Below are 21,224 nucleotides of genomic sequence, written 5' to 3'. Positions count from 1 at the left end.
GGGAGGGAATGCCATGAGAGCTTGCTTGATCCTGGTCATGATCGGGTGCTTGGTCGGTGTGTCCGCCGCGGTCGATCCGCCGCCGGACGACGGGCAGGCGGTGCTGTGCATGTTCACGTCGTGGAGCGCCGAGGATGGGCCGGGGGATCTCTTCTACCCAGACCTGATTCTGTTCAGCCCCTACCAGGTTTGTGTTGTGCTCTACCACGTCCAGGGAACGGCCCTGGCCGCGTTCGAATTCTCGTTGCGGCTGGAGTCCGGGGGGGTGGCCCTCGTTCCCGATGACGACCTGGTCATGCTGGATGCGGCCTGGTGCCCGGGTCTGGGCGGTGTCGAGCAGAACGGTGGCGGTGGGTTCAACTTCGTGAACAAGATCCTCACGCCGGTGCCCCACGTCAGCGAGGCCGTGGCCATCCTCCAGGTCCAGCTCATGTTCCTCGATTTGCCCTTCGGTGGCATCGAGCCATTGTATGCCTTCCTGGAGCCAGCGGATCCGCCCACCGTGCCTGGCCAGATGAGCTACAACATGGCCGACCAGCCCGGAATCGACCTGGTCATGGTCCCCAACGACGTGTTCTGCTGGAATCCACCGATCCACGCCGTCGAATCCCGCACCTGGACCGACGTCAAGCACCTCTTCGACTGACCGGAAAGCCCGAGCTTGGAACACCTCGTATACCGCGACCGCTCCTACCGTCTGCAGCGCTACCCCTTGCGCCAGCGGGACCCGCTGCGCGCCTGGGACGCTGCCGACGAGTACCTCCTGCGCGACCTGACCGAGACCGACCTCGCCGGCCGCCGCCTCCTCTTGATCAACGACGCCTTCGGCGCGCTCGCCGTGGCCCTGCACGCCCACCGCCCGACGACCTGGAGCGACTCCCACCTCGCCCGCCTCGCGCTGCACCACAACCTCGCGGCCAACGATCTCGCCACCGACGCGGTCGCCTTCGTGCCCGCCGACCGCGAGCCCGACGGCCCCTTCGACCTCGTCCTGGCCAAGCTCCCCAAGTCGCTCGCCTTCTGGGAGGACACCCTCCTGCGCCTGCGCCCGCTGCTTGCACCGGAGGCGCGGATCGTGGCCGGCGGCATGATCAAGCACACGCCGCGCCGCGCCCACGAGCTGATGGAGGAGATCGTCGGCCCCACCCGCACCGGTCTGGGCTGGAAGAAGGCGCGTCTGGCCACCGCCGTGTTCGACCCCGACCGCACGCTTCCCGCCCGCCTCCCCGACACCGAGTATGCCCTGGAGGAGGGCGACCTGGTCGTGTGCAACGCCCCCAACGTCTTCGCCCGCGAGCGTCTGGACCTGGGCACCCGCTTCCTCCTGCCGCACCTGCCGGCAAGCGACCGGCCGCTGCGGGTCGCCGACCTCGGCTGCGGCAACGGCGCTGTGACCCTGGCGCTGGCGCGGCGCAACCTGGCGGCGAGCATCCTCGCGGTGGACGAGTCCTACCAGGCGGTGGCCTGCGCCCGGGCCAACGCCGCGCGCGCCGGTCTCGCCACTCGCGACCTCGTCTTCACGGTGGCCGACGGCCTCACCGAGACCGCCGCCGACGCGCTGGACCTGGTGGTGGTCAACCCGCCGTTCCACCAGGCCCAGGCCGTGGGCGACGCCGTGGCCTGGAGCATGCTGCGCCACGCCCACCGCGCGCTCCATGCGGGCGGCCGGCTGCTCCTGGTCGGTAACCGGCACCTCGACTATCCCGCCAAGCTGCAGCGCCTGTTCGGGAACTGCCGCACGGTGGAGGCGGGTCCCCGGTTCGTGGTCCTCGAGGCGGTCAAGCGGTTCGATTGAGCCGGCCGGCATGTTATAATCATGAGCCGCAGCCAGCGTTCACCGGTCCGGAGGTCCGTCATGCATCGCCCGTCCGTCCCGCTCCGCCTGCTCGCCACGGCCAGCGTCCTGGTCCTGGTGGCGGTGGCCATGAACCGCGACCACCTACGCCTCGAGCGCACGCAGGAGCGCCGCGAACAGCTGAGCGAGGAGCGCTGGTCGCGCACGCCCGACGACGGCAGGCCCGTGCGCGAACCCAACAGCTGGTTCTTCATCGAGCGCGCCTGGCCACGGATGGAGATCCCGCTGGGCACCTGGCAAACCGCCCAGCTGCAGGCGCGCGAGCTGCACGCCGCCAAGGACGTGGTGAACGAATGGTACCTGCGGGGTCCCAACAACATCGGCGGCCGGATCACCTGCGTGGTCGTGGACCCGCGTGACGAGGACGTGGTGCTCGCCGGCGCCGCCGAGGGCGGCGTCATGCGCTCCGGCGACGGCGGCCAGCACTGGGACCTCACCGGCGACGAGCTGCCCAGCCTCGCCATCGGCGCCCTGGCCATGGATCCCGCGAACCCCGACGTCGTCTACGCCGGCACCGGCGAGGTGAATCCCGGCGGCGGCAGCGTGGCCTACGGCGGCACCGGGATCTACCGCTCGCTCGACAACGGCTGGACCTGGTCGTCGCTGGGCCTGGAGAACAGCGGCTCCATCGGCCGCATCGTGGTCGACCCCACCGACTCCGATCGCATCTACGCGGCGGTGATGGGTCACCTCTGGTCGGCCGGCGAGGACCGCGGCGTCTACCGCACCACCGACGGCGGCGAGACCTGGGAGCGGGTGCTCTACGTCGGCGACACCACTGGCTGCGTCGATCTGATCCTGCGCCCCGACCAGCCCGGCGTGGTCCTGGCCGCCATGTGGCAGCGGATCCGCACCCCCGAACGCTACGACTACGGCGGCCCCGGCTGCGCGGTCTGGAAGACCGTCGACGGCGGCGACAACTGGAACCAGGTGGGCGGCGGCCTCCCCGCGCCCAACAGCAACGACGGCCGCATCGGCCTGAGCCTCTGCCAGAACCAGCCCGACCGCATGTACGCGGTCTACGCCGACCGCACCGGCTATTTCGACGGCCTCTACCGCAGCGAAAACGGCGGCGTGAGCTGGACCCGCACCAACGACGGCGCGCTGTCCAGCGTGTTCGCCAGCTACGGCTGGTGGTTCGGTAACGTGCGCTGCCATCCCGACAACCCGGACATCGTCTTCGTGCTCGGGCTCGACTTCTACCGCTCGCTCAACGGCGGCTCGAGCTGGTCGGAGACCTCGGGCGGCATGCACGTCGACCACCACGGCATGGCCTGGGGTCCGCCGCCCAACCGGGTGATCTACGAGGGCAACGACGGCGGCATGTACATCTCCAACAACGGCGGCTCGGTCTGGACCATGCTGCCCGACCAGCCCATCACCCAGGTCTACCGCCTCGCGATCCCCGCCCAGAATACCCAGGCACTCTACCTCGGCGGCCAGGACATCTCCACCGTCCGCACCCTGACCGGCCAGCTCGACGACTGGACCACGATCTTCGGCGGCGACGGCTTCCAGCCGCTCATCCATCCCGAGAACGACAACCGGATCTGGGTCCAGTACCAGTACGGCGAGGTCTACTACTCGGCCAACGGCGGCGGCTCGTTCTCCTACGCCGGCAACGGTCTGGGTGGCGGCGACCGCCGCGCCTGGAACGCGCCCCACGTCCAGGACCCCGCCGATCCGGACCGCCGCTACTTCGGCACCAACAAGCTCTACCGCAACAACGGCAACACCAGCTGGACCGTCGTCAGCGGCGACCTCACGGGCGGCCCGCACCAGGACCAGAACGGCCAGGTCCGCGGCACGCTCACCACCATCGGCGTCTCGCCCGTGGACAACAGCGTGCTCTGGACCGGCAGCGACGACGGCCTGGTCCACGTCTCCACCAGCGCCGGCGTGTTCTGGAACGAGGTCTCCGGCGACCTGCCCGAGCGCTGGGTCACCAGCGTGCGCTGCGACCCCTTCGACCGCGAGACAGCTTACGTCACGGTCAGCGGCTTCCGCTGGGACGAGCCCCTGAGCCACGTTTTCCGCACCACCGATCTGGGCGCGACCTGGGAGCCCATCGCCGCCGGCCTGCCCGAGGCGCCGGTGAACGACCTGCTCTGCCATCCCGACGAGCCGGGGCGCATCTTCGTGGCCACCGACGTGGGCGTGTACGAGACCACGCTGCCCGTGATCGACTGGCGCCCGGTGGCGTCGTCGCTGCCCAACGTGGTGGTCACCCACCTCGGCTGGCGCGCCGATACCACCGAGCTCCTGGCCGGCACCTACGGCCGCAGCGTCTGGGCCACCTCGGTGTCGGGCACCACGGCGGCGCCCGAGCCCATCGAGCTGGCCAGCGTGGGCCGGGTGCGGCCGGCGTTCCCCAACCCCTCGAGCGGCGGCACCACCCTGGCCTGGGACCTGGCGCGAGGTGGGGAGATCACGGTGGCGGTCTACTCGGTGAGCGGGCGCCTGCTCTGGCGGACCTCCGCCGGTGGCGTAACCCAGGGGCCGGGCTCGGTGTTCTGGGACGGCCGCGACCGCGATGGCCGGCCCGCGGCGGCGGGCGTCTACCTGGCGCGGTTCACGGTGGACGGCCGCGAACTGGGTCGCCAGACCGTGGTGCTGGCGAGGTAAGCGGCGCCGACGATCAGGTTCCCGGGGCCCGGCCAGTGGCGGTCGGGCTCCGCGCCCGGGCGCGGTTTCCGGTCAATGAAGGCTCTCCGCGGTCGATATCGAGGACGAGACCCTGTCGCGTCCCCGGCCCGGGAGCCTGGACCATGCTGCGCAAACTCGCCACCATCGTCGCCTTCGTGGGGCTGATCAGCATCATGGTGCTGAGCGTCTCGCTGCCCGAGTTGCCCGCACCGGAGGCCACGCGCCACGGCGAGCCGGGCCTGCTGGCCCGGACCGTCGGCGCTCGCCGCACCGCCGGTGACGCCAAGGCTGACCACCCGTTCCTGGACCGGGATCTGCAGGAGTCGCCGGGCGGCTTGGCGTTGGACTCGCCGCCCGCCCTGCCCGCGGTCCGCGCGGCCGCCACGCCGGGCGCATCCGAGCCGGCGACCCGCTCCGACCGCGACACGCCCTGGTCGCCCGACCGCCTCCTCGCCGACCCCACCCACATGAACGACCAGCACCTGGCGCTGGCCTCGGATCCCACCACCGGCGCGCTCTTCGCCGTCTTCGAGGCCTACGACCTCGGCGGCACCGACCGCGACATCCACATCGCCCGCTCCCTCGACCAGGGCCTGACCTGGACCACCCTCGAGCTGCCGTCCTCGAGCCTCGACGAGTACCAGCCCGATCTGGCCCTCGACGCGGCCGGCTACCTCCATGTGGTCTGGGCGCGCGCCGATGGGGCGCTGGTCCGGGCGCGGTCGGCGGGGCCGGGGGACATCCAGAACTGGGCGTTCGTGCGCGTGTTCGAGGTGGGCGAACCGGTGGCGGTGCCGTCGATCGCGGTGTCGGGCAGCGGCGACTTCGCGCGGGTCTTCGTGGCCTGCTGCTGGTACACCGTGAACTGGGACTGGTACCAGTACGAGTACACGCTGCTGTGGCTGTTCTCCACCAACGGCGGCCAGACCGTGGGCTACGAGTACCTCGTGCCCGACGGCTACCCCGACCTCTGGCCCGACGTGGCGCTCAGCGGCGCCACCGCCTACCTGGTCAACGGCGAGCAGGACCTCTACTCGGGCCGCATCCGCATCCTGGCCGCGGCCGACGCCGTGACCGGCACCTTCGTCGACTACGTCGACCTGACCCAGTCGTCGCCCATGTCCCACGGCTTCCCGAGCGTGGCCGCCGACGGCGAGAACGTCTACGTCGCCTACCAGCTCGACTGGGACGACGGCCTCGGCCACATCGACGGCGACGTGATGTACGCGTTCTCGTGGGACGGCCTGGCCACGGCCTACGGGCCCTACGAACTGATCGCCACGCCGAGCGAGAGCGTGGGCCCGGTGATCCACGCCCGCGACGGCCTGGTGGGCTGCCTCTGGCTCGAGGCCCCCGCCGGCGGCGACGAGTTCGACCTCGCCGCGCGCCAGGCCTCGCTCGACGGCCACCCCGACTTCTGGGGCGACCTGGAGCTGGTCACCGACCAGCCAACGGTGGTGCCGCAGTTCCGCGCCGCCGCCGGCTGCCGCGGCCCTGGCGGCCTGCTCGCGGCCTGGGTCGACCGCCGCGACTTCAACACCCAGGGCCACAACATCTACGCCAGCGGCCGTGCGCTCCTGCCCGACCTGGCGCCCTTCACCCCCGACCAGTGGGCGGCGCCCCTGGTGGTGTCCATGACCCCGGGCCAGCGCGAGGACGGCATCCTGGCCGACGGCTATCCGGCTTACGCCAGCCTGGCCGTCGTCAACCTGGGCCTGGCCGACGCCGTCGGTCCGCTCCAGACCGAGCTGTGGCTCGACGATGCGCTGGTCGGTTCCTGGACCGTGCCCGCCGGCCTGCCCGTGGCCACCTTCGCCACGGTGGAGGACCACCCGCTCGCGCTGTCGGCCGGCGCCCACACGCTCACCCTGGCCATCGACCCCGCCGATCGCGTCGCCGAGAGCGACGAGACCGACAACATCCTGGTCAAGGATCTCTGGGTGGTGTCGGGCGAACCGCGTCTCGAGCTGACGCCCACGAGCCTGCGCTTCACCGCGGACGCGCCGCAGGCGAGCCCGCCGCCGGTCCGCCGCGTGGTGGCCGATCCGTTGCTCGATCCGCGACTGGAGGCGGCGCTCTCGCGCGCCGGCGCGGGCGAACGTCTGAGGGTCGTGGTCTCCCCGGCCGAACGGCTGGATCCGACCTGGCTCGTGACGGTGGGACGGACGGCCGCGGTGGCCGCGCTCCGGGATCATGCGCAGGTCCAGGCCGCACGTCTGGCCTCGCGCGTCGACGTCGCCTGGCGCTCGCTCTGGCTCTCGGGCGAACTGGTGGGCGAGCTGGATCCCGACCAGGTCCTGGCCCTGGCCGCGAGCGCCGACGTGGGGCGTCTCTGGCTCGACGATGTCCGCAGCGAACTGCTGGCGGCGCCGGTCGCCACGCCGACGGCGCTGCGCATGGACGAGCCGGAACGGTCGCCCTGGCCACTGGAGATGCTGGGCGTGCCCGCGGCCTGGGCGCAGGGTCGGGACGGGTCGGGCATCCTGGTGGGGCACACCGACAGCGGCGTGGCCTACGACCACCCCGACCTCGTGGGGCATCTCTGGGACGGCGGCAGCGAGTTCCCCCACCACGGCTACGATTTTCTCGACGAGGACGACGACCCCTACGACCCCGGCGCGGGCGACTTCTGGCACGGGACCCACACCGCCGGCCTGGTGGTCAGCGCCAGCCACGGTGCGGCCCCCGGCGCGCGGCTGCTGGTCGCGCGCTGCGTGCCCGGCTACTACGAGGACATGGTCCAGGCGCTCCAGTTCTGCCTCGACCAGGGTTGCCACCTCGTCACCACCAGCGCCGGCTGGACCGCGCCGGGCGACGCGCTGCGGTCGGCCAACCGCACCAACGCCGAGATCCTGCTCGCGGTGGGCCTGCCCTGGATCACGGCCGCCGGCAACGGCGACAACTACGGCGGCCACGTGGCCGTCCCCGACGACATCTCCTCGCCGGGCGATTGTCCCGATCCCTGGTACGGCGACGCGGGCCACACCGCGGTGATCAGCGTGGGGGCGCTCACGGCCACCGAACAGATCTGGTTCGCCTCGAGCCACGGTCCCGCGGCCTGGGACATCGCCGGCGACGCCGGCCACGACGATTATTCCTACCCGCCCGGCCTCACCAAGCCCGACCTGGCCGCGCCCGGCGCCGAGATCACCTCCACCGTGGGTGGCGGCGGCTACGACGTCTACAGCGGTACCAGCATGGCCACGCCACTGGTCGCGGGCTGCGCGGCGATCCTGCTCGAGGCTAACCCGACGTTGAGCTGCGCCGAACTCTCCGAGGCCCTGGCCACCACCTGTCGGGATCTCGGCCCCGTGGGGCGGGACGACGAATACGGCGCGGGCCTGGTGGACGTGCCCGCGGCTCTGGCCGCCCTGCCCTCGAGCCAGGCCGCCTTCGTGCAGGTGCGGAACGCGGGGGCCGTGCCCCTGATCATCGACGACATCACTGCCAGCGCCGCCTGGCTGGGTGTCACGCCGGCAGCCGGCACCGTGGCGCCCGGCGATTCGTTGCGCATCGCCGTGACCTGGGATGCCGGCGGCATGGGCGAGGGCGCCTACTACGGGAGCATCACGCTGGATTCCAATGACCCCGCCGCTCCGGCGAACCTGCCCGTGACCCTGATCGTGGGTTCGCCTACCGGGGTGGGCGACCAGCCGACCCGTCCGGATCGCGCCGTGACCTGCTATCCCAACCCGTTCAATCCGCGCACCACGCTGCGCTTCGAGCTCGTCCGCGCCGGGCCGGCAAGGCTCGATCTCTACGATACCCGTGGCCGACTCGTGGCCACCCTGGTCCGCGACGAGCTCGCGCCGGGCCGTCACGAGGTGCCCTGGGATGGCCGAGACGCCGCGGGCCGACCCTGCGCCGCGGGGGTGTATCTGGCCCGGCTCGACACCGGCGGCGAGATCCGGGTCGGGCGCCTGCTCCTGGTCAAGTGAACGGCCACGGATGGCGATCTTTCCTCAATCCGCCGCGGTTATCGGCCGATAGAGCAAGGTGAGATATCGAGACATGACTCCGGACCGTAGGACATGCCCATGATTCAGCCCTGGTGTCGTCGTTGCGTGCTTCTCTGGCTGCTCGTCCTGGCCGCCGGCCAGGTCAGCGGCCTGCCCGCCGACCGCCGTCCTTCCCAGTACGTCCACGATGCCTGGACCCAGGAGGACGGACTGCCCCTGGACATGGTCGGCGCCGTCCAGCAGACCCCCGACGGCTACCTCTGGCTGGCCACCCAGCAGGGCCTGGCGCGCTACGATGGCCTGAATTTCACCGTCTACGATGCGCTCAGCACCCCGGCCTATCCACACAAGCAGGCCGAGACCGTGCATGCTCACGGCGACAGCCTCTGGATCGGCGGCAGCAACGGCATCGCGCTCCTGCACGAAGGCCAGACGACTTGCTGGGATCGCGGCGTGAACGCGCCGAGCGCCATGGTGCAGGTTTTGCGGGCGCTCGACGACGGGCGCGTCTACGCCGGGACCTCCAACGGTCTGACCCAGCTCCAGGACGGCCAGTTCACCTATCTGGACCCGCAGGATCCGGTGCTGGGGACGGAGGTCCGCAACCTGGTCACCGATGCCGCCGGGCGCTTGTGGGTCGGTGGCCGTGGCGGGCTGGCGGTCATCGATGCCAAGGGTACGGAAGTGCGCTCGCAAGGGAACTGGTTGACGCCCGAGGGCGTGCTCGGCCTGGCCCTCGGCCGCGACGGACGCGTCTGGGTGGCGACGGCGGTGGGCCTGTGGCGGTCCGATGGCGGTCCCCTCGAGGCGGTGCCCACCGCGGGGGCGACCTATCCCGGGGGGACCATCTGGTCGCTCCTGGAAGACAGCCAGGGAGTACTCTGGATCGGCGCGGAGAACCGGGGACTCTTCCGCTGGCATGACGGGACGCTCGAGGCCGTCACCGACGGCGAAACGCTCATCGACGCCATCGCCATGTACGAGGATCACCAGGGTTCGTTGTGGGTCGGATCGTTCGGCTCGGGGCTGCACCGGTTCCGCTCCGGACCGTTCCTGTCCTGGACCGAGAGCGAGGGACTGTCGGGCAACGCGGTCCGGGTCGTCTGCGCCTCGCGACACGGCGGGATCTGGATCTCGACCTACGGCAACGGCCTGGATTACCTGGCCGATGGGCAGACACGATCCTACGGCCAGGAAGTCGGCCTGCCCGACGGGAACATCGGCGCCCTGATGGAGGATCGGCAGGGTCGTCTGTGGGTCGGCGCCAGCGAGGGGATCGGCATCCTCGGTCCGGACGGTCGATTCGAATTGCTCGATGCGCCGGCCAATCTGACCTACGGCGGGGTGCGCTCCCTGCTCGAGGACTCCCGGGGGCGGATCTGGTTCGGCACCCGGAAGCAGGGGTTGTTCCGTCTGGCCGATGGACAGTTCGCTCAGTTCACCAGCGCGGACGGGCTCTCCAGCGATGTGGCGCGGGGCGGTCTGCTCGAGCTGCCCGGCGGCGATATCCTCGTGGGGACCGATGGTGGCGTGAACCTGATCCAGGGCGACGCGGTCCGCTCGCTCGGGCCGGAGCAGGGCGTGCCGCGCGGCCTGATCCTCTGCATGACCCTGGATTCGCAAGGAGCAGTCTGGATCGGTGGGGTGGGAGCGGGCCTGGTCCGCCTGGAGGAGGGCCGCGGTGTGACCTTCGGCCTGAAGGACGGCCTGATCGACGATGCCATCTTCGGCATCCTCGAGGACGGGAACGGTCGCCTCTGGGTGGCGAGCAACAGCGGGGTCTTCAGCTTCCACCGCGACAGTTTCGCCGCCTTCGCCAGGGGGCAGGAACCCACGGTCCCCTGCCGGCTCTACAACCGAGCCGATGGCCTCAAGAACAGCGAATGCAACGGCGGTTGCACGCCCTCGGTGGCACGGGATCTGGCCGGGAATTTCTGGTTCGCCACCAATGGCGGGGTGGCTGTAGTGGCGCCTGCCAGCGTGTCCGACCGCCCGTCGAGCCCGCCGGTGCTGCTGCAGGAGGCCTTGATCGGCGGCGAGTCCTATCCGGTCCGCGGTCCAGTGGAGGTCAAGCCCGGGAGCGGCGACCTGGTCTTCACCTACACGGCCATCGCGCTGAACGAGGCCGACAAGGTGTGCTTCCGTTACAAGCTCGAGGGCTACGACGAGGAATGGACGCGTGCCGGCGATCGGCGCCAGGCCATCTACACCAACATTCCACCGGGCCGCTATCGCTTCCGTGTCCAGGTCACCGATCCGGGCGGGCGGATCGGCCGCTCCGAGGCCTCGCTCCAGGTGCGCCTCGAGCCGTTCTTCTACCAGACCTACTGGTTCTACGGCCTGGTCATCCTGGCGGTGGGCGTGGTGCTGATGGGTTGGTTGATGCAGCGCGAACGCCTGCGGGTGATCCGGGAACGGATCCTCGAGGAGGAGGTGCGGGCCCGGACGCGCGAGCTGCGCGCCGCGAAGGAGGAGGCCGAGGCGGCCAATCGTTCGCGAGGCGAGTTCCTGGCCAACATGAGCCATGAGATCCGCACGCCCATGAACGCGGTGATGGGCATGACCGAACTGGTGCTGGAGACCGACCTCGAGCACGAACAACGCGAATGCCTGGAGACCGTGCGGTCCTCGGCCAGGTCGCTGCTCTCGCTGATCAACGACATCCTCGACTTCTCCAAGATCGATGCCGGCCGGCTGGAACTGGAGAAGGCGCCGTTCTCGCTGCGCCGCACCCTGGAGCGAACCCTGAGCCTCATGCGCATCAAGACCGAGGACAAGGGGCTGGAGTTGGAGTGCGCCATCGATCCGGCCTGTCCCGACAATCTGGTGGGTGACGCCGTGCGGCTGCAGCAGGTGCTGATCAATCTGCTCGGCAACGCCATCAAGTTCACCGAACACGGCTCGGTCCGTCTGGACATCGAGCCGGTGGTCGGCACCGTGTGGCAGAACGCTCCCGATACCTGGCTCCGGTTCTCGGTATCCGACACGGGCATCGGGATCTCGGCGGACAAGCAGCGGGTGATCTTCGAGGCGTTCCGGCAGGCGGATGGGTCGACCACGAGGCAGTTCGGTGGCACCGGACTCGGCCTGTCCATCTCGGCGAGCCTGGCCCGGCTGATGGGCGGGGAACTCCAGGTCACCAGCGAGCCTGGACAGGGGAGCTGCTTCACCTTCGAGGCCGTGTTCAGGCTATCTGCCGGACGTCCGGAGGACAACGATTCCGGCCCCCGCGCGGTCACGTCCGAACTGACCTCGCGAACCGTGCTGGTGGCCGAGGACAACCCCGTCAACCAGAAGGTCATCCGTCTCCTGCTCGAGAGGCTGGGGCATCGGGTCGTCATCGTCGGTGACGGTCAGGCGGCGTACGAGCGGAGTGCCGCGGAGGACATCGACCTGGTGTTGATGGACGTCCAGATGCCGGTCATGGACGGCCTGGAAGCTGTGCGGGCCATCAGGGCCCGCGAGACCGCGGAAGGTCATCCCAGGCTGCCGGTGGTGGCCCTGACCGCCCGGGCCATGCGCGAGGATTCCCTGGCTTGCTTCGCGGCCGGAATGGACGGCTTCGTATCGAAGCCGATCCAGCGGGATCAGTTGGTCGCGGCCATGGAGGCCGCTGTCCGAGAGACAGAACCGGTGTCGTGAGGCTGTTCGAAACCCCGGAACGCCCACTTTCCGGGGGGATGTTCCACGCGAGCGCCCGGATCAGGTTCCAGAATTATTTTATCCAGAATGCGGGATGCTTGACATATATCTTTTCATGACTATTGGTTAGCCAGGCATGTGCCCTGAGATTAAATTCGATAACGAGCATTGCCTGTCCTGGTAGCCCTGTGTTATAATCTCACCAAGCCTCAAGCAGTGGTGCGCCATCACCGGAGCGCCGCAGCAGTTGTCACCCAAAGCGATTCGTTCCCGACTGGTGGAGGTCATCATGAAGCGTTGTGCTTGCCTTATTTTCGCCCTCGCTCTTGCCATGCCGGCTCTGGCGGAAATTCCCTACCCCGATCTTTGCTCGCTGAGCAACCCCGACGGTACCGACGGTGCCGTGGTGTTCACGCTTCCCAACGGCATGGGCAATGCGCTGACCAACGCCCGTCTCGGCGGCGGTGTGGTCGACGCCACGCTGACCCTGACCGTGGTCAACAACCAGGGTGACCCCGTTGCGGCCTACCCCGCGGCCGACATGTGGATGATCAGCGCTGCCGGCGGCCTGGCGACCTGCGATCTCGTCCATCCCGAGGGTCCGACCGACGGCAACGGCCAGACGACCTTCGTCTCGCCCGTGGCCGGTGGCGGCAACAGCCTGATGGAAGACGCTCAGGCCGTGATCGAGGGTGACCTGGTTCCCACCACGGCGCCGGTTCATTTCGTCAGCGCCGACATCAGCGGTGACCTGTTCGTGAACCTCTCCGACATCACCGTCTTCACGCAGGACCTCAACGGTACCTTCAACGCCCGTTGTGACTTCAACGCCGATGGTGCCATCAACCTGTCCGACATCACCCTGATGACCCAGGGTATCGGCGCCGTCTGCCCGTAAGGTAGCGGCTCAAGGTTTCGGCACTGTAGCAGCGCCCGCTCCTCTGGGGAGCGGGCGCTCGTCTGTTCGAGACGGCCCACCGGACTGCCCGCCCGCCCGTGTCCTGCCTGGCAAGCGGCGCCGCCTCCGCCGCGACGGCTGCGATTCGCCAGATCCCGTCTGTGATTTAACCAGATAGAATATGTCTTAAACCCTTGAACGTCGTTGTGCCTCGCTGCTGATCGCACCTCCGCACGATCCATCCGCGCAACCACCGTCCCGGAACGTCACGAACCTGGCCAGAAGGGGGCGTCGTGTCATGAGTGACAATGGTGGTGGCCGCATGCTGCCGCTGGGCAGCACCGTGTTGCTGGTGGTGGCGCTCGGCGGGTTGCTCTTCTTCCGGCCGGCGCTCCGGAGCCTGCGTCCGGAGGTCAAGGCCGGGCCCGAGTCGCGGGGCTTCGAGAAGGAGAACGTGCTGGCCCGCCTGTGGCAGGATCCGCTGGGAGTGGTCGAGGCGGCGCTGGCGTCCGAACGTGTCCGCCTGCAAGCCGCCGCCGGGCGCGACACCCTGACCCGTGTCGAGCTGCCCTACGAGTATCGCTTACGCAATCTCATGCCCGACGGCCGCAAGGAATCCAGACTACAGACCGAGTTCACCGTGGTCCCCGCCTTCCTCGCCGGCGGTTACCAGGTCCGCCAGATCGAAGCCCGGCGCCGCCAGCGTCAGGCCATCGTCATGGGCCTGACCCAGATGGACTACCGTCCGCGGCAGGCCGACCGCATCGGCTTCTTCGGCACCGCCTGGGAGGCCCGGCCCAGCCCGGATTCCGGCATCCGGGTCCGTTACCTCGCCGCGCGCGAGAACCATCTCAATCTCGATCTCGACCTCGCCGGCGAGGACCAGGTCAACCAGGTCTTCTTTCCGGTCCCTTACGAATGGTTCGAGGACCGGCAGGGCCGGCTCCTGCTGGTGATCTGGCTCGACGACCAGAAGTTCCAGCGCCAGTTCGGACCCATGCTGGCCCAGCTCTGCACGCGCATCCGGGAAGTGCTGCACCCCGGGTCGGTGGCCTTCAAGGTCATCGGGCCGACGTCCACCGGCGGCTTCATCAAGCTGCTGCAGAGCACGGCCACCGACGGCGGCGCGGTCGCCGGACTCGACCATTCGGGCTGGCAGCGGTTCCGGATCCTGGCGGCGAACTATCTCGATGATGCCCCGCCGTTCGCGGGCGACGAGGAACTCGCGGCGCTGGTCGCCGGGTTCGCGCAGTCCGGCGACCTGGCCACGTTCCGTGCGGCCAGACGTCTGGCCCGGTACCTGCGGGCCGCCTATGCCCAGACGGTCGTCGACCTGGATGACCGCTGGCCCGAGAACCTCGTCTTCTTCGGGTATCATCTACTGGGCGAGGATGGAGAGGAGGCCGCCATCGGGCGCGGGACCAGGAACGCGGCCAGCGCCTTCGACCTCCTGTCCACGGCCGAGGCCCTGACCGGACGCAGCCTGGACGAGGCCGACGCCGAGCGTATCTTCAAGCGCCTCCTGGCGGCGGTCGGCAGGTCCGGCAAGGGCGGGGACGATCGCGGTCGACTGGCCCAGGTCCTCGCCGAAGAGTTCGGCCTGGATCGGGAAACGGGCCGGCTTTTGGCCACCGGCACTGATCAGTACACCCTGATCACCATGAGCGACCTGCGGGCGACCGGTCTGGCGGCGACCGAGCTCCTCGACCTGGAGGAACTGACCTTCTACTCGTCGCGCGCCACGGCGCCGCTGCCGCTGATCCTGTCCGCAGCCGGCACCGACACCAGCCACCCGCTGCTCGACAACATCGTCCGCTGCATTCCCGACGACGGCGCGCTGCTCGAGCTGGTGGCCGACGAGCTCATCCGGCGTAACCTCGACCTCGCCCGCGGCGACCACGTGGCCCTGTTCGTCGAGTGGGACACCCACTACAGCCGCTTCCTCGCCACCAAGGCGCAGGAGCACCTCGAGGCGAACCTCGATGCGGGCGGCAAGGCCTGGATCAGTCTGCATCCCTATCTCAGCGGCATCGACGGCTCGGTGCCCGTGGGTGAGCACCTGCTCGATCCGCGGCGAGTCGAATCCACCAGCGAGGATGGGCAGCGCCGGCAGCAGGGCCTGGCACTGAACTGGGACGAGGAGACCGCGCACCTGGCGCTCCCGCTGGGCCGCAACCGGGTCGACTACTTCCGGCGCCAGGCCGACGCCCTGCGCCAAGAAGTGGACTCGTGGGTCGGCGAGAAGATGGCGGCCATCGGGGTGCTGGGCGTCGACGTCTTCGACAAGCTGACCATCATCCAGGCGCTGCGCGAACGCTTTCCCGACGCCATCATCTTCACCACCGACCTGCACGCCATCTACCTGCACCCCTCGCTGACCCGGTCGTGCCAGAACCTGCTGATCGCCTCGGGCTACGGGCTGCAGCCCTGCGCCATCGACCCCGCCCACGCGGGCAGTGCGCAGCGGGCGCCCATCTTCCGCGACTCCTACCAGACGTCCACCTACCTGGCGACCATCCTCGCGCTGCACGATCCACTGCACTGCCGGGCGATTCCCGCCTTCGTGCCGGGCAGCTGGCGCAACATCGGGCTGGTGGCCGGAGCGCACGAGGTCGTCCGGGACACCCTGATCTCCTCGGCCGACATCGCGTCGTACCTGCAGCCCAAGCTGTTCGAGGTCGGCCGCGGCGCGGCCGTCGACATCACGCCGCTGGCGCTGGCCAGCCCGCTGCAGCCCGTGCCGCCGCTGGCGTTTCCCCGGCCGGGCCGGGTCGTGACCATGCTCCTGGCGATGCTCGCGTTCGGGCTATTGCTCAAGCCGGTGGCCGAGCAATACTTCGACACCAGCGGCAGCGGACTCTTCGTGCGCGACCATCGTGTCCGCCTGCGCTTCTCGCTGTTCCTGTTCTACCTGGTGACCGGCGGGGTCGTCTGGGTCGTCATGATGCGGCAGAATCTCGACAATACCGGCGAGGTCTTCGGTCTGTTGACCGGCGTCAGCGTCTGGCCGTCCATCTACCTGCGCCTGACCGCCCTGTTCCTCGCTGGCTTCTACATCATCTGGTATGTGCGCGAGGTGGAGGTCGACCAGCAGCAACTGGTGACGGATTACGGACTGGTGGACCCGGCGACGCTGGGCCCCGATTGTCCCGAGGAGTTGCGCTTCCATCGGTTGCCCTGGTATCGCCGCTGCTACCCGCAGGCCGAATGGTTCGAGGCCGACGGCGAGGAGCCGGCGGCGGGATCGAGCCAGGCGAGGGCGGTCTGGTGCAGCTATTTCCGCTTCGGCCGGGCCGGTGCCCGACTCGCACGTGCCGCCGTTGCCGCCTTCCTCATGCTCGTACTCGGCATCCTGGTGGCCATCCTCATGTCATATCCCGACCCGCCGGTGCGGGGCGCGACCGCGTTGCTGGTCGAGCGACTGACCGTGTTGCTGGCCGGCATGCTGTTCCTCTGGCTCTACTTCCTGGCCCTCGACTCCATGCTCCTGACGACCATCATGCTGCGCTGGCTCGTGGGTCGGCGGGTCCATTTCGAACCGGAGGTCCGCACGCCGGTCGCCGAGCGTTTCGGACTCGCCGCCAGGGACGTCGACCTGGTGGATCGGTATCTGTCGCTCCGCATCATCGGCCGTCCCACCCATCTCTACGGCGAGGTCATCTTCTGGCCCGTGGTCGTGCTGGTGCTCATGGTGCTCGCGCGCTGGAGCCGCTTCGACGCCTGGGGCTATCCGCAGGTCGACCAGGTCCTGCAAGCGGTCCTGGCGGTGATGGTGATCGCCAGCGCGGTGACCCTGCGCCGCCGGGGCGACCACGTGAAGCGCGAGGTGCTGGCCCTGGTCCGCCAGCGGCTGGACACCGCCAGCGGCGACGTGATCGTCAGCGACAGCGTCGAGGATCGCCGGCGCGTCCATGCTCTCGAACGCCTGACCACCCACATCGAGACCATGCAGGAGGGCGTCTTCAAGCCCTGGCGTCGTCACCCCATCGTCAAGACCGCTCTGCTGGTGGGCGTGGTGCTGCTGACCGTGCTCAACCAGGTGCTGCACGTGATCTGAAGGCGGCGGGGCGCCAGGCGGGCGGCGAAACGCAATACTTGGACATACTGTATCAGGAGATCCGGCGCCTGGCTTCCTGGCGCCGTTGTCCGCGTCGATCACCGCCGTCAGGAGCCTGCATGGAGACCCTCGGCCACTACCAGCTCGAGGAGAAGATCGGCCAGGGAGGCATGGGAGAGGTCTGGCGGGCCCGTGACCAGCGGCTCGACCGCACCGTCGCGGTCAAGATCCTGCCCGATCATCTGGCCGCCGATCCCTCGTTCCTGCAGCGCTTCGAGCGCGAGGCGCGCATTGTCGCCCAGCTGCATCACCCCAACATCTGCGCGCTGTACGATGTGGGCGAGGAGGCCGGCCGGCGGTTCCTGGTGATGGAGATGCTCGAGGGGCAGACCCTGCAGGCCCGGCTCGCGGCGGGTCCGCTGCCCCTGGACGAGCTCTACCGGACGGCGGAACAGCTCGCCGACGCCCTCGACCGCGCCCATCGCCAGGGTGTGGTGCATCGCGACCTCAAGCCGGGCAACGTCTTCCTGACCCGCGACGGCGTCAAGTTGCTGGACTTCGGCCTGGCACGGCCCGCTCCCCCCGCCGCGCCTCCGCCCATCAGCAGCGTGGTGGAGACCGTGGTCTCGCCCACCGGCACTGGAGACCTGACCAGGCCGGGGTCGTTCGTGGGCACGCTGCGCTACATGGCGCCCGAGCAGCTCGAGGGGCACGAGACCGATGCCCGCAGCGACATCTTCGCCTTCGGTCTGCTCCTGCACGAGATGGCCACTGGTCAGCAGGCCTTCGCCGGTGACAGCCAGGCCTCGATCATCGCCGCGACCATGAAGGAACCGTTGCCGCGGCTCGACCTGGTGGCGCCGCTCTCGCCGCCGGGCCTGCAACGCCTCGTCGACGACTGCACCGCCAAGGACCCCGACGACCGCTGCCAGTCGATGCACGACGTCCGGCAATGGCTGTCGTGGCTGCGGGAGGGTGGTTCCCAGGCCGGACTCGCCAGTCCCCTGGCCACGCGCCGCCGCCGTTCGAGCCGCCTGGCCTGGTTCCTGGTGGGAGTGCTGGCGCTGACCTGCCTCGGACTCGCCATCTGGGTGCGACCCGGGGCGGAGCCGTCGGCCCCGCCCACCCTGGTCCATGCCGCCCTGCGGCTCCCCGCCGAGGCCACCCTGAACCTCAATCCCTACCTGCCGGGCAACCCGGCGGTTTCGCCCGACGGACGCCGCGTGGTCTACGGCGTCGCCACCGCCGAGGACGGGCTGATGCTCTGCATGCAGGATCTCGACACCGCCGAGCCCCGCGTGCTGCCGGGCACCGCGGACTCAGGCTACCCGTTCTGGAGCCCCGACAGCCGTCGAGTGGGCTTCTTCGCCGGCGCCAGCCTCAAGGTGATCGACCTGGAGAGCGAGCACATCGAGGTCCTGGCCGCGGCGCCCTTCGGCAAAGGCGGCACCTGGTCGCCCGACGGCACCATCCTCTTCGCACCCTCGTTCGCCTCGGGCCTGCTGGCCGTGCCGGCGACCGGTGGCCAGCCGCTGGTGGTGGTACCCGAGGACACCCTGGCGTTCTCGTGCCGTTTCCCATGCTTCCTGCCCGATGGTCGCCACTTCGTCTACGTGCGTTTCGGCGCCGAGGGCGGTGTCTCCGATCTCATGCTCGCCGACCTCGACGGTGGTGTTCCCCACTCGCTCGGCCCCACCGACTCCCAGGCCCAGTTCGCCGCCGGACAGCTCCTGTACACGGTCGACGGCAGCCTGCGCGGGCGTGCGCTCGACCTCGACCGCGGGGCCTTCGCCGGATCCGTGGCCACCATCCTGCCCTCGGTGGCGCGGATCTCGGGCGCGGGCGTGGGGCTCTTCGCGGTGGGCGGCAGCGGGACACTGGTCTACCTGGCGGCCGATTCCCGCGCCGACGGTGCGGATCTGACGCTGGTCGACCGGCGTGGCGACACGCGGCAGGGCCTCGCCGGCTTCGATCAGATCTTCAGCGTGGCGCTGTCGCCAGCGGGAACGCGCGCCCTGGTGGGCGCCACCGCCGTGGGGGACCGCCAGAGCAGCCTCTTCCTCTACGAACTGTCATCGGGCCAGTTCACGCGGCTGACCTTCGACGCGGGAGCCACCATGATGGGCCTCTGGCATCCCGACGGCGATCGGGTGGTCTACACCCGGATCCTGCCCGGTGGCGCCCAGCTCGAGGAGCTCGACCTCGGCGGCACCGAGTCGCCGCGAATCCTCGTCCGTCACGACCGGACCATCTTCGCCACGGGCTTCCTGCCCGACGGCTCCTCGCTGCTCTACGCCGCGATGAATGCGGCGGGCGACATCGACATGCTCGAGCTCGACAGCGATGGTGCGGTGAGCGAATTGATGGTCTCGGAGAAGGACGAGTGGAACGGCACGGTCTCACCCGATGGGCGCTGGCTGCTCTACGAACTGGCCGACAGCGGTCACAGCAACATCATGCTGACCACGTGGCCGCCAGGGGGCCGGCGCTGGGAAGTGTCGCTCGCGGGTGGCCGTGCGCCCTGCTGGCGCCAGGATGGAGGCGAGATCTACTTCCTCAACCTCGCCCAGGAGGTCGTGGCGGTGGCCGTGGACATGAGCGAGGGCACGCCGCGCTTCGGACCGCCGCAGGCGCTGTTCGAGCTGGGGTCCCAGGCCGAGGATTTCGACACGCTTGACGGCCAGTCGTTCCTCGTGGGCTGCGGGTTCGAGCGGGCGCTGGGCCGGGGCTACGATCTGGTGCTAAATTGGCCCAGATTGCTACAGAATCCCCGCTAAACCCGAATTTTCCCGTCTGGGCGGGTTGGAAAAACCGCCGCCGTTGGCTATCGTTGGCGGCGCGTGCCGATCCGCGGGGCGCAATCGATGGCGGCCGGCCTCGACCGGCCCTGGTACCAGCCCATCCTGGAGGTGTCCCTTGTCCGACATCCGTCCCTTCAAGGGTCTGCGGCCGCGGGCCGACCTGGTCAAGAAGGTCGCCAGCCCCCCATACGACGTCCTCAACAGCGCCGAGGCGCGGGTCATGGCCGCCGGGAATCCCCATAGCTTCCTGCACGTCAACAAGGCCGAGATCGATCTGCCCGAGGACGTGGACGTGCACGGCGACGTGGTCTACGACAAGAGCGCCGAGAACTTCCGCCGCATGATCGACGAGGGCGTGCTGGTGCGCGACGAGGTGGATTGCTTCTACATCTACCGCCTGCGCATGGGGGACCACGTGCAGCACGGGATCGTGGCCGGCTTCAGCGTGCAGGAGTACGAGGACGACCTCATCAAGAAGCACGAGCTGACGCGCCGCGAGAAGGAAGACGACCGGGCGCGGCACGTGGAGCGGCTGATGGCCAACGCCGGGCCGGTGCTGTTGACCCACAAGAACACGCCCGCGCTGCAGGCTCTCGTCGCGCGGATCACCGCCGCCGAGCCCGCGGTGGACTTCACCGCCGACGACGGCATCGGCCACACCGTCTGGGTGGTGGGCGATCCCGCCGATGTGGCCGCCCTGCAGGCCGCCTTCGCGGCGATCCCGGCCACCTACGTGGCCGACGGCCACCATCGTTCGGCGTCGGCCTTCCGCGTGCGCAACAACCTGCGCGCGCGCAACCCGCACCACACCGGCCAGGAGCTCTACAACCACTTCCTGGCCGTGAGCTTCCCCGACGACGAGCTCCTGATCATGGGCTACCACCGCGTGGTCAAGAGCCTCAACGGCCTGAGCGAGGCCGAGTTCATGGCGCGGGTGGAGGAGAAGTTCGCGGTGGAGAAGACCGCGGTGGCCGAGCCCCAGGCCGCGCGCACGTTTTCCATGTACCTGGACGGCCAGTGGTACAAGCTCACCGCCCGGGACGGCAGCTTTCCCGCCGACCATCCGGTCAAGAGCCTCGACGCCTCGATCCTACAGGAGAACCTGCTGGCGCCGGTGCTGGGCATCGCCGACCCGCGGACCAGCAACGACATCGACTTCGTCGGCGGCATCCGCGGCACCGGCGAGCTGGAGCGCCGCTGCGGTCTCGACATGAAGGTGGCCTTCGCGCTGTACCCCGTCTCGTGCGAGCAGCTCATGGCCATCGCCGACGCCGGCGAGATCATGCCGCCCAAGAGCACCTGGTTCGAACCCAAGCTGCGTTCGGGCGTGGTCGTCCGCACGCTCGACGATTGAATCTGAAAGGAG

9 protein-coding genes are annotated in these 21,224 nt (G+C 69.5%); all 9 read left to right on the top strand.

The window, feature by feature from the left end; all coding sequences use genetic code 11:
* Nucleotides 1–13 precede the first annotated feature (13 nt).
* On the top strand, nt 14–646 hold the full coding sequence (locus IFSED24_RS08080) for a hypothetical protein (RefSeq protein ID WP_491334708.1): 633 nt from the start codon (nt 14–16) through the stop codon (nt 644–646).
* Nucleotides 647–661: 15 nt separating this feature from the next.
* The gene (locus IFSED24_RS08075; protein ID WP_491334707.1) at nt 662–1,795 is read left to right on the top strand and encodes a methyltransferase; all 1,134 of its coding nucleotides are present in this window, start codon (nt 662–664) and stop codon (nt 1,793–1,795) included.
* Between the two features lie 60 nt (nt 1,796–1,855).
* On the top strand, nt 1,856–4,480 hold the full coding sequence (locus tag IFSED24_RS08070; RefSeq protein ID WP_491334706.1) for a WD40/YVTN/BNR-like repeat-containing protein: 2,625 nt from the start codon (nt 1,856–1,858) through the stop codon (nt 4,478–4,480).
* A 143-nt stretch (nt 4,481–4,623) separates the two neighbouring features.
* Nucleotides 4,624–8,439: a S8 family serine peptidase gene (locus IFSED24_RS08065; protein WP_491334705.1), complete on the top strand. Its 3,816-nt coding sequence runs from the start codon at nt 4,624–4,626 to the stop codon at nt 8,437–8,439.
* Between the two features lie 99 nt (nt 8,440–8,538).
* On the top strand, nt 8,539–12,102 hold the full coding sequence (locus tag IFSED24_RS08060; RefSeq protein WP_491334704.1) for a hybrid sensor histidine kinase/response regulator: 3,564 nt from the start codon (nt 8,539–8,541) through the stop codon (nt 12,100–12,102).
* Nucleotides 12,103–12,391: 289 nt separating this feature from the next.
* Entirely contained in the window at nt 12,392–13,000 is a 609-nt protein-coding gene (locus IFSED24_RS08055; RefSeq protein WP_491334703.1) for a dockerin type I domain-containing protein, read from the top strand.
* Between the two features lie 298 nt (nt 13,001–13,298).
* Entirely contained in the window at nt 13,299–17,057 is a 3,759-nt protein-coding gene (locus IFSED24_RS08050; RefSeq protein ID WP_491334702.1) for a hypothetical protein, read from the top strand.
* 119 nt (nt 17,058–17,176) lie between these two features.
* Nucleotides 17,177–19,834 carry a protein kinase domain-containing protein gene (locus tag IFSED24_RS08045; RefSeq protein ID WP_491334701.1) on the top strand — a complete coding sequence of 886 codons (2,658 nt, stop codon included), beginning with the start codon at nt 17,177–17,179 and terminating at the stop codon, nt 19,832–19,834.
* A gap of 139 nt (nt 19,835–19,973) precedes the next feature.
* The gene (locus tag IFSED24_RS08040) at nt 19,974–21,212 is read left to right on the top strand and encodes a DUF1015 domain-containing protein (RefSeq protein WP_491334700.1); all 1,239 of its coding nucleotides are present in this window, start codon (nt 19,974–19,976) and stop codon (nt 21,210–21,212) included.
* Nucleotides 21,213–21,224 lie beyond the last annotated feature (12 nt).

The sequence above is a fragment of the Candidatus Latescibacter sp. IFSED24 genome, assembly GCF_058273205.1.
This window is presented reverse-complemented; position numbering and strand designations above follow the sequence as displayed.